We start from the raw sequence: 15426 nt of genomic DNA, 5'->3' as shown, positions 1-15426 counted from the left end.
TAGATTTTATATTCTTACATGCGTTCCGGTGCTGATACACCGATGAGACAAAGAGCGTTTGCAATCGTAGTCTGAACGGCTTTCATAAGCGCAAGACGCGCTTGTGTTAAGCCAGCATCTTCTGTAATCACACGCTCCGCGTTGTAGAAGCTGTGCAGCAACGCCGCCAGCTCATGTACATAGCGAACAATACGATGTGGTGCCAGCGCTTCAGCCGCACCCGCCACTTCCTGCGGGAATTCACCAATATGCTTGAGCAGGTCGATTTCTTTCTCGCTTGTCATGCCGCTAAAATCTGCTTTGGACAGGTCGATTTCGATGCCTTGCTCAGCCGCCTGGCGGAAGATGCTGCAAATACGTGCATGGGCATACTGCACATAGAATACCGGGTTCTCGTTGGACTTGGACACCGCAAGATCCATGTCAAAATCCAGATGGGCGTCCTGGCTGCGCATTGTGAAGAAGTAACGCGTTGCATCCGTTCCTACTTCTTCCATCAGATCGCGCATCGTTACCGCTTTGCCCGTACGTTTCGACATTTTTACTTTCTCGCCGCCCTGATACAAGCTAACCATCTGATTGATGAGAACAACGAGCTGATCTGCATCGTAACCCAGGCACTGCATCGCTGCTTTCATACGCGGGATGTAGCCATGATGATCCGCTCCCCAGATGTTGATCAACTGGTCAAAGCCACGATTGAATTTGTTCTGGTGGTAGGCAATGTCCGGCGTCAGGTACGTATACGAGCCATCCTGCTTAATCAGCACGCGGTTTTTGTCATCACCAAAGTCAGTGGAGCGAAGCCATGTTGCGCCGTCTTCGTCATACACATAGCCTTTTTCACGCAGCACTTCAACAATACGCTCCACTTCGTCTGTTTCATACAAGGATGTTTCACTGAACCATTCGTCGAATTTCACACGGAAATCAGCCAGGTCAATCTTGATTTTCTCCAGTTCTTTATCACGGCCCCAGTTACGGAAGAATGTGAAGCGCTCTTCGTCGCTCATCTTCGCATATTTGTCGCCGTCTTTAGCTGCCAGCTCTTTGCCGAATTCGATAATATCCTGTCCGTAATAGCCATCTTCCGGCATGTCACGCTCTTCACCACGCGCCTGGAAATAGCGAGCTTCAATCGAACGGGCAAGGTTCACGATCTGGTTGCCCGCATCGTTAATATAGTATTCACGGGAGACTGCGTATCCTGCGAGATCAAGTACATTGCACAGCGCATCCCCGAACGCAGCACCACGCGCATGGCCCAAGTGCAGGCTTCCTGTCGGATTCGCACTGACAAACTCAACCTGTACTTTTTTACCGTTGCCCGCATTTGTGCGACCATATGTATCGCCTGCTTTGATAGCCTGTCCGACCACATTCGTCAGGTAACGGTTGTCCATATAAAAGTTAATAAAGCCAGGTCCCGCAATCTCGATTTTGGCAATGCTTGCGGCTTCCTTATCAATCGCTTCAACGATTTGTTCTGCGATCTGGCGCGGGTTTTTGCGCGCGATGCGGGTTAACTGCATCGCGATATTTGTTGCGTAATCTCCATGCTGCTTATCCTTCGGCAATTCCAGGACAAAATCCGGAATCTGTCCTGCTTCGACGATTCCAGCCTTGCTAACCGCCTGCTTGATTTGTTCCACAATCGTGCTTTTCATCTGCTCTACAATACTCACAAGGTATGCCTCCTTTATTCTCTATATCCTTATCGTTTGCGCTGCAAACTGCATGTTACCATGTAGCGCCCCACTTCCTGCTCATTTAAAAACAGGGTATAATTCCAGACTGCTTCGCATAAATACCCTTCTTCGTCGTATTCCACGCGAACGTCGGTTGTCTCCGTGTCCATCTGCATCGGACCTGCCATGCTTTCAAAAATTCCACTTGTCGGAACACCCGGACGGAACGACTGCCGCATCGATACAAGCCCGTTGCGAATGACAACAACTTCATCAGGTCGCACTTTCATGGTCGCATTTGTTTCGCCTGCTTCATCCTGCTCCACGTACTTGATGTACCATGTACCGTTCATCAGGTGAAGCTCACCTGCATAGCGGTATTCATGCTTATCCCGGCGACCGCCTTCAAGTACAAACCGGCTTTCAATTGTGATAGCTACCTGCTGTACGGGAGGTCTGCCCATATGTATCCCCCTACTGTCTTTCAGTTATTTACATAAGGAAAAAAGTATATGCTATCTCTCTAACATAGCACATACTTTTCCCCTCTACAAACAAAACCCGCCGAAGCGGGCTTTGCAACTGATTGATTATTATTTGATCATTGTGAGAAGTACTTCACGAATCATCTTAGATGCAAGAATCTGTGTGCGCTCTGATTGATCAAGTACCGGAGACACTTCTACTAAGTCAAAACCGACCACGTTCAGCTCAGATAGCAAGTAGATCGATTCGATTGCGTCTGCCGCCGAGATACCGCCCGGCTCCGCTGTACCTGTGCCCGGAGCATATGCTGGGTCCACCGCGTCAATGTCGTATGTGACATAAACTGGACGCCCCTTCAATTCTTCAAGACATGCTTTCAGCGGCTCGATGACTTTGAACTTGTTCAGGTGCATGTTTTCTTTTGCAAACTGGAATTCTTCCTTCAGACCGGAACGAATGCCGAACTGGTACACGTTTTCCGGCTTTACATAGTCCAGCGCGCGACGAATAATAGCCGAGTGGGACAGTTCTTCGCCTTCCATCTCATGACGCAAGTCTGTATGCGCATCGATGTGTACGATGACAAGATCCGGATACTTCTCTGCCATCACCTTAATCGGAGCCAGACTTACAAGATGCTCGCCGCCAAGACCAATCGGGAACTTACCGTCTGCCACAACTTTGCGTACATATTCTTCAATCGCATCCAAGCTGCGCTGAGCACTGCCGAACGGAAGCGGGATGTCTCCAGCATCGAAGAACGCAATTTCTTCGAGTTCACGGTCTGCGTACGGGCTGTATGTTTCCAGATTGATGGACACTTCACGAATGCGTGTCGGACCGAAACGAGTTCCCGGACGGAAACTTGTTGTCCAGTCCATCGGCATGCCGTAAATAACGGCTTTAGCATCTTCGTATGTGCTTTGCGCTTCAATGAACGCATGGCCGCTATAAGAAGGGTTGAAAAAATGCATCATAGCCCTCCTATTTCACCATGTCTTCCACGAATTTCGGAAGAACAAACGCTGCACCGTGCAGGCGTGGTGTGTAGTATTTTGTTTCGCGTTCCGGGATGCTGGCTACATCCACGTCAAGCGGATCGTATTTTTTCGAACCCATTTGGAACATCCACATGCCACTTGGATATGTTGGGATGTTCGCCACGTATGCACGTGTGATCGGGAAGATTTCTTTAATGTCTTTGTTTACTTTGCGGATCAGATCAGACTTGAACCACGGGTTATCCGTCTGCGCAACGAACATGCCGTCTTCTTTCAGTGCTTCATAGATACCCTGATAGAAGCCACGCTCGAACAGCGGAGCAGCCGGTCCTACCGGTTCGGTAGAGTCAACCATGATCACGTCGTACTGATTTTTGCTTTTGACGATGTGCATGAAGCCATCCCCTACGATCACTTCCACGCGTGGGTTATCCAACTCACCTGCAATGCTCGGCAGGTACTGCTTGGAGTACTCGATTACTTTGCCATCGATTTCAACGAGTGTCGCTTTTTTCACTTTGTCGTGCTTCATGATCTCGCGGATTACGCCACCATCGCCACCACCGACTACAAGCACATGCTCTGGATTCGGATGCGTATTAAGAGCTGGATGCGCTACCATCTCATGATAAACGAATTCATCCACCTGTGATGTCATAACCATACCATCTAGGAACAGCATGTTGCCGAATTCCTCCGTCTCGACCATATCGAGCTTTTGGAACTCTGTCTGTTCTGTATGTAAAGTTTTATTAACCTTAATTGTAATCCCGAAATTTTCTGTTTGCTTCTCTGTAAACCAGAAACCACCCATTCTTTATCCGTCTCCTTTCGTGTCCTCCCTTGATGAAGGATACCCATAGTAAAACAAGCTACATTATATAGGACCTGTACCAAAAATCAAGCACTCTTTCATTATCTTACCCCCGATGGCTATTTTTCTCCGTAAATTTTTTGATAAATATTCATGTGCCAAGCTGTAACAATCATACACTTCTTAACACAGGGCGTTTATACAAAGGGGGAGCGAAGATGGATAATTTCTCTGCACGCCAGGGACTCACCACAGAAGAACAACTTCTTATTAGCGGTGAGTTCGATAATAAGAAAAAATCAAAGACCCTTGCGTATTTATTATGGCTATTTTTGGGCTGCTGGGGTGCACATCGATTCTACACAGGAGATGTCGGGCTCGGAGTTGGGATGATTGTTGTGTGGATTATTAGCTTCTTTTTATTATTCATCCCCATTATCATCTGGGTTATTGTAGACGTGTTTTTAATCGGAAAGCGCGTGGATGAGTTAAATAACCAGATCGAGGCACAGATTATCGCAAAAGTACGAGCCACGAAGTAACGTTTCACACGAAAGAGCTGTCTCAAACGTCAAAAAATGACGATAGGGGCTAGCTCTTTTTTTGGGCTTTTACCAACATGCTTTGCTTTTTGGAATCCCAACTTTGTTGGGAGGAGAGAAGAGAGAAGCAAGAGAGCGCCTGTACGCGACTCCCCAGCGTAAGGAGGCAGGCGAACGGGCCTTTGCCCGCAATTCTTCAATGAAAATACATCATGGGCTCTTCTTTGCGGGCGAGTTCGTCGGACTCCTGGAGCGGCCAGTCTCCACTTCCCCGCAAAGCGTACCCAAGCGAACGGCTTCTCTCTTCTCTCCCCCACCACCAAAGTCACTCGATTCCACAAAAGCACAAGCAACTCTTCGTCTTGTAATCTTGCGAACCCATGTGAAAAGTATAGAATTTACTAGATTCACCCATACTGGGGGTATCAATGATTACGGGAGGTTCTCATCTATGGAAATCAAACGGGAAGATCCGCTCGTTCGCTGGCTTCGTATTGCCGGACGATGCGTCCGCTACCTGGCGATCGCGTCGGTTCTGTTTGCGGTACTTGCCGGATTATTCCTGCTGTATTTGCGCTCCCAACCGCTGCCGCAAACCGATCTGAACGAAACAACTACGATTTACGGAGCCGACAGCTCCGTGATTGCAACGCTTTATAAAGGGGAAAATCGTGTATTTCTGCCTCTGAACCACATTCCGAAGTATGTACAGAATGCTTCGATTGCGATTGAAGACCGGAAGTTTTACGAACATACCGGCTTTGATATGACACGCATTGCAGGTGCTGCCTTCAACGACATTCGAACACTTTCCAAAGCGGAAGGAGCCAGTACAATCACCATGCAGCTTGCCCGCAATCTGTACCTCAGTCACGATAAAACATGGTCACGCAAATATAAGGAGGCCCTGCTAACGATTCAGCTTGAATTGAATTACACGAAGCCTCAGCTACTGGAATTATACTTGAATCAAATTTATTATGGACATGCCGCATACGGCATTCAGGCAGCTGCCAAAACATACTTCGGTAAAAATGCAGCTGACCTTGATCTCGCGGAAGCAAGTCTCCTCGCCGGACTGCCAAAAGGGCCAAAATTCTTCTCGCCATTTCGCGACGAGCAAGCCGCCAAAAGCCGCCAACGCATTGTATTAAACGCAATGGTAGCGGAAGGCTATCTCACACGTACACAGGCCGATGCAGCGTTCGCAGAAAAGCTTACATTTGCGAATCCCGCTGCTGCTCAAAGTAAAAACATCGCGCCGTACTTCCGCGATTATGTCGTCAAGTTAGCCAGAGACAAGTACGGCATTGAAGAAGATCTGGTCGAGCACGGCGGCTTGAAAATCTACACATCGCTTGATCCGCACATGCAGCAAAAAGCGGAGGAAGCCATGAAGAAATACATGCCGAAAGACCGTCCACTCCAGACTGCACTGGTCGCCATTGAACCACAGACCGGCTACATCCGGGCGATGGTCGGCGGACGTGATTATGCAAAGAGTCAGTACAACCGGGCACTTGCACTTCGCCAGCCTGGTTCATCGATCAAGCCGGTACTGTACATGGCAGCCCTTGAGAACGGCTATACACCACTCACCCGAATTAAGAGTGAGCCGACTGTCTTTACATTCGGAAATCATAATGAAACCTACACGCCGCATAATTTTGGCGATCAATATGTGAATGACTACATTAACATGGGACAAGCCATTGCCCGCTCGGATAACATCTACGCCGTCCAGACTCATATGACAATCGGACCGGACAAAATGGTCGCCACAGCCAAGCGTCTCGGCATTGACTCACCATTTACACCACTCCCGTCGCTTGCGCTCGGCAGTGCCCCGGTCATGCCGCTTGAACTGACACGCGCGTTTGCGACGATTGCTGATCAGGGACAAAAAACAGAGCCACTGGCGATCACACGCATTGAAGACCGGGAAGGCAACGTATTAGTGGAGGCGCATCCACAAACACAGCAAGTTGTCAGCAAGGAAAATGCGTTTATTCTCACCCATCTGATGGAGAAAGTGTTTGCAACTGGTGGAACTGCTAACCGGGTGAGCGGACAGCTTCACCGTCCGGTTGCCGGTAAAACTGGAACGACGGATTACGATGCCTGGCTTGCTGGTTTTACACCACAGCTGGCGACGGCTGTCTGGGTCGGCTATGACGACAACCGCAAGCTAGATGAGGTCGCAGATGCACGTTTGGCCGCGCCGATCTGGGCGTCTTTTATGGAAAATGCACTCGCTTCTACGCCGCCTGCTATTTTCTCGGTTCCTGAAGGTTTAGTGCCCGCCTATGTCGATCCGGTCAGTGGCAAACTTGCTGGACCCGGCTCCAAAACACAAGAGCTGATGTACTTCATGCCAGGAACAGCCCCAACCGAATACGCGCCAGAGCCTGTACCTGTGAAGCCACTGCCTGCGGAAGAAAAGAAATCGTTCTGGGATAAGTGGAAGTTCTGGTAATGTTAAGACTACGTAAAAGATCCGCCTTCATACGCAATGGGGCGGATCTTTTTGTGGAATCGATGACGTGTGGTGGTAGGAGCAGGAGAAAGGATGAGCCGTTCGTTGCATTACGCTCCCAGGGAAGTGTAGGCTGTCCGCTCCGGGAGCTCAGCGAACTCGCCCACAAAAGAAGGCCTACGGTGTCTATTCACTGAAGCATTGCAGGCAAAGGCACGTTCGCCGTTCTCCCTTCGCTAAGATGTCGCGTAAAAGCACTCCCTTGCTCATCCCTTCTCCTCTCCCAACAACGTTTTGATTTAAAAAACTCCGCTCAACATGAGCGCTGAATCACCAAACAGCTAAGGTCTTCCTTGAAAGAACCTAGACACTGTTTTCAACTTCATTGAAAAGCTAGTCATTCTCATTTTGCTTGACGTTTACCTATCCAAACTGTGCTAGGAGCGGGGAAGGAATGGGCAACGGAACGCCTTTACGCGACTCCCCAGAGGAAGGGGGCAGTCATAACCTCCTCGGGGAGTGTAACAAAGTGACGCGGCCCATTCTTTCCCCGCTCCTCCACCACAGTTGGGGGAGAACCAAACCCGGCAGCAAAGAGGCTGTCTCAAACGCCATATATGACGTTCGAGACAGCCTCTTCAACTCTTTACGCAAGCATGTCTTTCAATTCTTGCGGCGAACGCTCCCATATATCCGGGTTATGCGTCGACAGCAAGGTACGCAGGTTTTCTTTTTCTTTTTCACTCAAACCATCAAGGATGTAGCGACGCTTCATCGCATAGTCCATCTTGTTTACATGATCAGCGAGGATTTTCCAGCCCCGACGCGCTTCGCGGTCAATCAGCATCTCGCATGCGGTTACACCCGCATAGTAGGAACCAACTTCTCCGGTGTCTACCGCTACCCATACGAGCCAGTACCGTGCACCATTCGGAACATCTTCCTTATTCATCGAGAATTTCACGCCTTTTTCCACCGCACTTTTCGCGTGCAGTGCACCCACATCAATAACCGCTTCCTCTTCGCTCAGAATGATCGAAGATACACTGCTCAGATCGATCATGCCCGCGCCATAGCCACCGTGCACCTGATTTTTGTTGCTAATAATATTAAAGCCACCCTGGTTTTTCTTAAACATATCCATGGTTTCGTACTCCCTTCTCTACTAGAGCTTATATACATAGACGACGCTTGATCTCCTGTACAATAGCCTGATCACGCGTTCCGTCTTCCAAAAAATCAAGCGGGAAGTATAGCTTGTGGTCGTACCGACGCTTGCCGGAAATCGCCTCTACAATAACCGAGCAGCGCGACAGCTCTTTCAAATCGCCATCCGGCATCAAAAGATAGATCGGCGTCCGCTCGCCTTCCTCTCCGCTTCGATAAACATCATACGGTAAATCAGACGGGGAATCTACTCCCAGGTAATAGTCCGGATCAATCCCAATTGCCGCAAACAGGTTCTTTAATTCCTGCATCTCCTGCGGATTATCCGCATTTTCATCATGCTCCACGTATTTGAACAGGCGACGGTCCATGAATCTATGGCACAGATCGCGCAATACCTCGTCTGCTTCCTCACTCCACTCGCTCATGTAGTATAGTACCGTCGCTTCATCGAGTGCAATGTACTCCTCAATTGTCATCGTACCGCTAAACAGCGGCATGAATCGCTTCGGATTATGAACGAACGAATACCCACTCTCATGCAAGTACCGCACACGGGCAAAAATATTGCGCAAAATGACCTCCGCACTGCGCGTTACCCGGTGAAAATACACCTGCCAGTACATCTGATACCGCGCCGCGATATAATCTTCTACCGCATGCATGCCAGTATGCTTAATCACAACTTTATCTTCATACGGCTTGAGCACTCGCAAAACGCGCTCCAAATCGAATGAGCCATAACTTGTGCCTGTATAATACGAATCACGGAGCAAATAATCCATCCGATCTGCATCAATTTGGCTCGAAATCAGGCTCACTAGCAGCTTATTCGGATACGTCTTGCCGATCATCTGTGCCACTTTCTCCGGAAAATCGTCAGATACCCGTCGAAGCACTGCATTTACCTGCGTATTCCCCGTCAGAATGCGCTGTGTCCATTCTTCATGATCGGTATGGAATACTTTCTCAAACGAATGTGAGAACGGCCCGTGCCCAATGTCATGCAAAAGCGCCGCACTGAGGCACAACAGCCGTTCTTCCTCTGTTATCACAAAATTACTGCGGCGGCTAAAGTTAGACAGAATGCGCCGCATAATCTCATATACGCCAAGGCTGTGGTTGAAGCGGCTGTGCTCCGCTCCATGGAACGTTACATACGAAGTGCCAAGCTGGCGAATCCGACGCAAGCGCTGGAATTCGCGTGCATTAATCAAGTTCCAGATCAGTGTATCCCGCACATGTACGTAGCGGTGTACCGGATCTTTAAAAACCTTCTCTTCCTGTAATCGTCCCATCATTCACAACCCCTCCTCCTAAAGTTGGTCGCGCAGTTTCACAAAATCATCCGGGGCAGGCGCCATGCATTCGATCACATCACCGCTTAATGGGTGCAAAAACGTAAGGCTCGTGGCATGCAGCGCCTGACGACGAAATCCATCTACAACCGGGCCGCCATAGAGCGTATCCCCGAGAATCGGAAATCCGTGATGACTGAAATGCACCCGAATCTGATGGGTACGCCCAGTTTCAAGCTCTATCTCCACCAGCGCCGCCCCTTCTGGCAGTACATCAGGCTTCGGTTCATACAGTTCCCGCACGGTATAATGGGTAATGGCGTCATCCCCCTTCATGGATACACAGCGACGGGTTGGATGATGTGGGTCCCTGGCAATTGGATCTGAGAATGTACCACCCTCGCCCACCTGTGCCGGATGCCCGCTTACGAGCGCAAGATACGTGCGACGAATCGCATGTTCACGCAGTTGTTTATCGAGAAGCTGCTGGATGAATCCATTCTTTGCAATCAGAATCGCACCGCTCGTTTCCTTGTCTAACCGATGGACAGGACGCACAGCACGCGGCTGGCCCTTCTCTGTCCAGTAATGCGAGATGCCGTGCGCAAGTGTGCGCGTCTGCTTTTCGTTCACCGGATGCACCGCCAGACCCGCAGGCTTATTCACCACGAGCAGCGCGTCATCTTCGTATAGCACATGAATGTCCATCGCCACCGGCGGAAGAGTCGGTTCAAACGCATCCGCAATCCGAACTTTAACTTCATCGCCCCGCTTTACTTTTTTTTGCAAATACGGCTGCTTGCGGTTAAGATGGACACCTTTCTGCCGGGTAAGGCGCTGAATCATGCGTCCTGATATACCCAACTTCTCTTTTAGAACGCGCTCTAGCGTCCAACCTGCTATCTCTTTCTCTACTTCGTATTCCAGCCACCGTTTGTCCATTTTCCATGCTGTCAATTACGTCACCTGCTTTATTTTATATACATATCACTTTTGTATTTCGTTGTACCCTTAACAACATTCGGCATTGATCTTCAGAAACCCTCTCCCGCCAGTTTTGACGGTTACAGAACTTATCGGTACAATAGAAACAGAACCCATCAACTGGAGGAATGCCCATGTACCGCCATATCTTACTTTCCTACGACGGATCTGAGCACGCACAAAAAGCAGCCGAGCGCGCCGCAGAATTAGCTTCTGCACTTGGAGCTCATGTTACTATTGTAACAGCGTATCCAACTTCTCCATCATTTATCATCGGTGCTACAAGCATTAGTGACGAGGAAATGCGCGCCTACTGGATTGCTAAAGCGGATGAACTGGATGACGTATTCGCATCCCGGAATATTTCCATTCATAAAATCGTAAAAGCGGCCGATCCGAAAAATCTGATCCTCGATACAGCAGAGGAACTCGAGGTAGACGTTATTGTGATTGGCTCACGCGGTCTGTCCAACTACGCCCGCTTCATGCTCGGCGGCGTCAGCCAGAGTGTTACTCAGCATGCACATTGTGATGTCATCGTAGTAAAATAATAAAAAACGCTCCCTTGATCTATACACAGGGAGCGTTTGTTATGTTTGCATTATTTTTTCAGATGCTTCTTCACTTTCTCCACTAATTGATCCTCTGTCGGTGCTGTAATGTGCCGACCATTCACTACCGCGAAATGCTTCTTAAATCCGATTCCGCAGTATGATTGACAGCCGATTTCCATCGTGCAGTCCGACTCGATCTCTTTCAAGCGAGGAACAAGCGTCTTCACATTCACCATTTTACATTCATCGCATACCCGAAATTCTGTCGTCATACTGTGCTTCCTTTCTTACCGTATTGCTGACAGGCCTGTTGAAACTCTGCTCTTTATCATATCACAACAGATGCCTTCCTCGCCAATACGAAAAAAGTGCCGATGCCGACAGCTACGCTTTGTTAATCTTTACGATAGCTTACATCTTTTGTCGCATGCATGAACATCCCGCTCTGCGGTACGAATCCTTCTTCTAGTAACGCCTGATTTTCTGCTGTATTCCAGCCAATATCGTTCGTCGGATGTACCCACTGATCACCTGCCATAATGGCCGGATCAACGTCTTTGCTCCAGTTGTTTAGCGGTGAGTTCGCCGAATCATAAAAACTGTCCCCGATGACCACTCCATACTGGTTCACAAACGGTTTAGCCCGTGGCTGTTCTGTCGTCGGTGCATCGATCTGATGCGGCAGCTTATCGCCTATCTGCCCTGGCTCAATGTTCTTGTTATCCGCCATGTCACTGCCTCCCTTGTAGTAAGATTTCGTTCACTTTTTCTAGTGTGGACTAGACCGATTGTTCTTACTCTTTTGCCCGCTTATTTTCTCAGGCCATGCACCGATGAGTGGCTACTAGGCATAGTGTAGCTAATGAGTTAGGGATTCAAGAGTGGAGGGATTAACTACATGTGCGGAATTGCAGGATGGATTGACTGGCAGGCTGATATTAGCGGAGAAACGGAAATTATGCGTAACATGGCTCAATCGCTCATTCCGCGCGGCCCGGATAGCGAGGGCATCTGGACAGCACGCCATGCCGCATTTGCCCATCGCCGCCTCGTTGTAGTAGACCCGGAAGGCGGCGTGCAGCCCATGACCCGGTCATACGGCGAAGAAACGTACACCATTGTTTATAACGGTGAGTTATACAATACAGAAGACCTGCGGGGGGCGCTCCTCGCACGCGGTCACCGTTTCGCGTCTACATCGGATACAGAAGTACTGCTCGTCTCCTATATCGAGTGGGGCCCGGAGTGTGTAGAGAAGCTAAACGGAATTTATGCATTTGCGATCTGGAAGCACAATGAAGAGAGCGTGTTTATGGCACGCGATCGGATCGGTGTGAAGCCGCTGTTTTATACGCAGTGCGGCACCAGTTTTATTTTTGGCTCAGAACTAAAAGCACTCCTCGCACATCCAGCCGTACAGCCAGAGGTTCGACGGGAAGGTCTGTCTGAGATTTTTGCGTTAGGACCTGCACGGACGCCTGGTGTCGGGGTATTCCACAATGTATTTGAACTGCTTCCGGCATCGTATTTGCTGCACACGCGCCATGGGATGCGAACGAATCGCTACTGGACGCTCGACAGCCACGCCCATGAAGATGACATGGAGACGACAATCGCCAATATCCGTGAGCTGCTTGGCGACAGCATTCGTCGCCAGCTCATCGCAGACGTGCCAGTATGCACTCTGCTGTCTGGTGGCCTCGATTCGAGTGCGATCTCCGCCATTGCAGCACAAGCATTCATGGAAGAAGGCAAAGATGCGCTGCACACGTTCTCCGTCGATTACGTCGGCAATGACGTTCACTTCCGTCCGAACGAATTCCAGCCGAATGCAGATGCACCGTGGGCAAAACGCGTGTCTGAATTCATTGAATCGGTCCACCACAACATCTATTTCGACACACCGGAGCTAATTGATTCGCTTGATGTTGCGCTCCATGCCCGCGATCTACCGGGCATGACCGATATCGACGGCTCCCTGTATTTGTTCTGCCGAGAGATCAAAAAACATGCGACCGTAGCGCTCTCCGGTGAGTGCGCAGACGAAGTGTTCGGCGGCTATCCGTGGTTTCATCGCCCGGAAGCGCTGAACGCGACCGTATTCCCGTGGGCACGCAATATCGCGGACAAAACCCGCTTTTTCTCTAGCGATTTGCTTTCCGAAATCAACCCTGAAGCGTATGTAAAAATGCGCTACAAGGAAGCGCTTGACGAAGTACCACGCCTGGCTGGAGAAGAGGGCCTCGATGCCCGCATCCGCGAGATGTTCTATCTTAACCTTACACGCTGGATGCCTACCCTGCTTGATCGCAAAGATCGCATGAGCATGGCGGTCGGACTCGAAGTACGCGTACCGTTCTGCGATCACCGCCTAGTTGAATACATGTGGAATGTACCATGGGCGATGAAAACTGATGGAGAACGGGAAAAGGGTATTTTGCGGAAGGCATTAAAAGGAATCCTGCCAGATGATGTTCTCTATCGTCTCAAAAGCCCGTATCCAAAAACGCACAACCCATCCTATCTGACAACCGTGCGCGACCGTGCGCTGGCGATTCTAGATGACACATCCTCCCCGCTTACCCCATTCGTAAATGCAACAGCGATCCGCGAATTTGCGAAGCAGGACCTGACGAAGGTTCATATGCCGTGGTTTGGACAGCTCATGAATGTGCCGCAGTTCTTCGCATACCTGATTCAGATTGATGCATGGATGCGAAATTATAACGTAACCGTGAAATAAACGCACATCTGCCTGATTGCAAAACAAACCCGCTGATCCACAAAAAATGGTCAGCGGGTTTGTTATGTACACTTATCGAGACGTTACGGGCTTAGCTGTATCCACTAAGCTAATTACAAAGCCTACAATCCCCCCAACAACTCCTGGTAACAACCAGCCCAGTCCCAGGCTATATAACGGCAACACGTGGTTGAATAAAGAATCGATAGCCAATACGTTGATATTTGCCGCTTTTAATCCATCGAAAATACTTACCAGTCCCGTACACAGCATGGCACCTTGATACACTAGTGAGCGCCCTTTAAACAAAGGATGCAGAAATGTCAAAAAAATGAGCACGATTGCCATTGGATAAATCGCCGTCAATATCGGAACAGAAATGGAAATCAATTGTGTCAATCCGATATTAGCCATCGTAGCACTAAACACGCTTAATAAAACAACGAGTGCTTTATATGGAATTCTAGGTAGCATCGTGTGGAAGAAAGAGGCGCAAGAGCTTAGCAAACCGATGCTCGTAGTCAGACACGCAACCGTAATCATCAGGCCAAGCAATACGCCGCCCAATGATTGAAAATAATAGGTCGCAGCTTGTGCTAATACTTGTCCCCCGTTATCCAGTTTTCCTAAAACCGAGACACTGGATGCTCCTAAGAAGGTAAGCGAACCGTAAATGAAAATTAATAAAAGAGCCGCGACCACAGAAGATTTCAGACAAGCAAACGCAATGGACTTTGTGCTCGTTACTCCTTTTTGTTTAATGGAGTTAATCACAAGCATGCCAAAAACGAACGAGGCCAGTGTATCCATTGTTAAATAGCCTTCTTGAAAACCCTTAAAAAACGGGATCGATACATACTCATCTCTAGGTGGCTGTAGCGGCCCTATTGGATGAATCAAACCAGCTAACACCAAAATCAAGATAAAGCTTAATTTTAAAGGAGTCAAAAATCGTCCGACAATATCCACGATCCGGTTCGGATTTAGCGAGAAAAAGCAGCTAATTGTAAAGAATACCACCGTAAAAATCAACAATGGCAGGTGTCCAGCGTTTGCTGGAAGAAAGGGAGTAACGCCAATTTCATACGATACACTTCCAGTTCGTGGCAAAGCAAACAGCGGACCAATCGCTAAATACAGCGCCGTTGTAAAAATAAAACCGAACCACGGATGAACCCGACTAGAGACAGAAAGCAAATCTGTTTTCCCGGAAACACCCATTGCAACAACACCAAGTAAAGGTAATCCTACTCCTGTTATTAAAAAACCAGAAACAGCAGGCCAAAAGTTTGTGCCCGCTACTTGACCAAGTGATGCCGGAAAAATTAGATTTCCTGCTCCAAAAAATAGTGCAAAGAGGGTCAATCCCACAATTAAAGTGGTTGAAAAAGGTAACTTTTCTGATTTCACTACAAATTCCTCCGGTATAAATTGAATTATCAGTCATTATCACTCGATAGATGCGACTGAGTTATGGGGAAATACAGAAAGATACTATAGTAAATTTTTTATTTTTTATCAATAAAAAAATTTACCAGTAAACAAAATAAGATTATTCACAATATTTAAATACACGAAAAATGAATAGATTACTCATCTTAAAATTCCACATAAAAGGAATTTTATACAACAAAAAAGGTGCCCCTACTTTACCTGCGGGCACCTTTTTTACA

Annotated in this window: 14 protein-coding genes; 4 read left to right on the top strand and 10 right to left on the bottom strand. The window is 48.6% G+C overall.

Features of this window, described 5'->3' with window-relative positions:
• Positions 1-14 precede the first annotated feature (14 nt).
• The 4 genes from argS to speE all read right to left on the bottom strand — a co-directional run bounded on the left by argS (position 15) and on the right by speE (position 3989).
• Positions 15-1685, bottom strand: a complete 1671-nt coding sequence (gene argS / locus CB4_RS02740) for an arginine--tRNA ligase (RefSeq protein ID WP_096463475.1) — start codon at positions 1683-1685, stop codon at positions 15-17.
• Positions 1686-1714: 29 nt separating this feature from the next.
• On the bottom strand, positions 1715-2152 hold the full coding sequence (locus CB4_RS02735) for a YwiB family protein (protein ID WP_096463474.1): 438 nt from the start codon (positions 2150-2152) through the stop codon (positions 1715-1717).
• Positions 2153-2281: 129 nt separating this feature from the next.
• Complete coding sequence (gene speB, locus CB4_RS02730) at positions 2282-3148, bottom strand: agmatinase (protein WP_096463473.1); 867 nt, start codon at positions 3146-3148, stop codon at positions 2282-2284.
• Between the two features lie 10 nt (positions 3149-3158).
• Positions 3159-3989, bottom strand: a complete 831-nt coding sequence (speE, locus tag CB4_RS02725) for a polyamine aminopropyltransferase (protein ID WP_096463472.1) — start codon at positions 3987-3989, stop codon at positions 3159-3161.
• Positions 3990-4207: 218 nt separating this feature from the next.
• On the opposite strand from speE, the gene CB4_RS02720 reads away from it, so the two are divergent.
• Together CB4_RS02720 and CB4_RS02715 are read left to right on the top strand one after the other, a co-directional pair.
• Positions 4208-4531: a TM2 domain-containing protein gene (locus tag CB4_RS02720; protein ID WP_096463471.1), complete on the top strand. Its 324-nt coding sequence runs from the start codon at positions 4208-4210 to the stop codon at positions 4529-4531.
• 451 nt (positions 4532-4982) lie between these two features.
• A complete protein-coding gene (locus tag CB4_RS02715; RefSeq protein WP_096463470.1) occupies positions 4983-7007 on the top strand; it encodes a transglycosylase domain-containing protein in 2025 nt (674 codons plus the stop codon).
• A gap of 646 nt (positions 7008-7653) precedes the next feature.
• Here the strand turns inward: CB4_RS02715 and CB4_RS02710 are convergent.
• The 3 genes from CB4_RS02710 to CB4_RS02700 are packed head-to-tail and all read right to left on the bottom strand — an operon-like array spanning position 7654 to position 10429.
• The gene (locus CB4_RS02710) at positions 7654-8151 is read right to left on the bottom strand and encodes a YwhD family protein (RefSeq protein WP_096463469.1); all 498 of its coding nucleotides are present in this window, start codon (positions 8149-8151) and stop codon (positions 7654-7656) included.
• 28 nt (positions 8152-8179) lie between these two features.
• Positions 8180-9475 carry an HD domain-containing protein gene (locus CB4_RS02705; RefSeq protein ID WP_096463468.1) on the bottom strand — a complete coding sequence of 432 codons (1296 nt, stop codon included), beginning with the start codon at positions 9473-9475 and terminating at the stop codon, positions 8180-8182.
• 15 nt (positions 9476-9490) lie between these two features.
• Positions 9491-10429 (bottom strand): RluA family pseudouridine synthase, encoded by a 939-nt coding sequence (locus CB4_RS02700; protein ID WP_231956124.1) that lies wholly within the window; start codon positions 10427-10429, stop codon positions 9491-9493.
• 161 nt (positions 10430-10590) lie between these two features.
• Here CB4_RS02700 and CB4_RS02695 point away from each other — a divergent pair, with 161 nt between their 5' ends.
• Entirely contained in the window at positions 10591-11007 is a 417-nt protein-coding gene (locus CB4_RS02695; protein ID WP_157737768.1) for a universal stress protein, read from the top strand.
• A gap of 50 nt (positions 11008-11057) precedes the next feature.
• Here CB4_RS02695 and CB4_RS02690 read toward each other — a convergent pair whose 3' ends face one another.
• Together CB4_RS02690 and CB4_RS02685 are read right to left on the bottom strand one after the other, a co-directional pair.
• Positions 11058-11282: a YuzB family protein gene (locus CB4_RS02690; RefSeq protein WP_096463466.1), complete on the bottom strand. Its 225-nt coding sequence runs from the start codon at positions 11280-11282 to the stop codon at positions 11058-11060.
• 122 nt (positions 11283-11404) lie between these two features.
• On the bottom strand, positions 11405-11740 hold the full coding sequence (locus CB4_RS02685) for a DUF3905 domain-containing protein (RefSeq protein ID WP_096463465.1): 336 nt from the start codon (positions 11738-11740) through the stop codon (positions 11405-11407).
• A 168-nt stretch (positions 11741-11908) separates the two neighbouring features.
• Here CB4_RS02685 and asnB point away from each other — a divergent pair, with 168 nt between their 5' ends.
• Complete coding sequence (asnB, locus tag CB4_RS02680; RefSeq protein WP_096463464.1) at positions 11909-13753, top strand: asparagine synthase (glutamine-hydrolyzing); 1845 nt, start codon at positions 11909-11911, stop codon at positions 13751-13753.
• 72 nt (positions 13754-13825) lie between these two features.
• Here asnB and brnQ read toward each other — a convergent pair whose 3' ends face one another.
• On the bottom strand, positions 13826-15163 hold the full coding sequence (gene brnQ, locus CB4_RS02675; protein WP_096463463.1) for a branched-chain amino acid transport system II carrier protein: 1338 nt from the start codon (positions 15161-15163) through the stop codon (positions 13826-13828).
• Positions 15164-15426 lie beyond the last annotated feature (263 nt).

The organism is Aneurinibacillus soli (assembly GCF_002355375.1).
GTDB classification, from domain to species: Bacteria; Bacillota; Bacilli; order Aneurinibacillales; family Aneurinibacillaceae; genus Aneurinibacillus; species Aneurinibacillus soli.
Note: the sequence above shows the minus strand (reverse complement) of the source record. Positions and strands in the feature narration are given on the sequence as shown.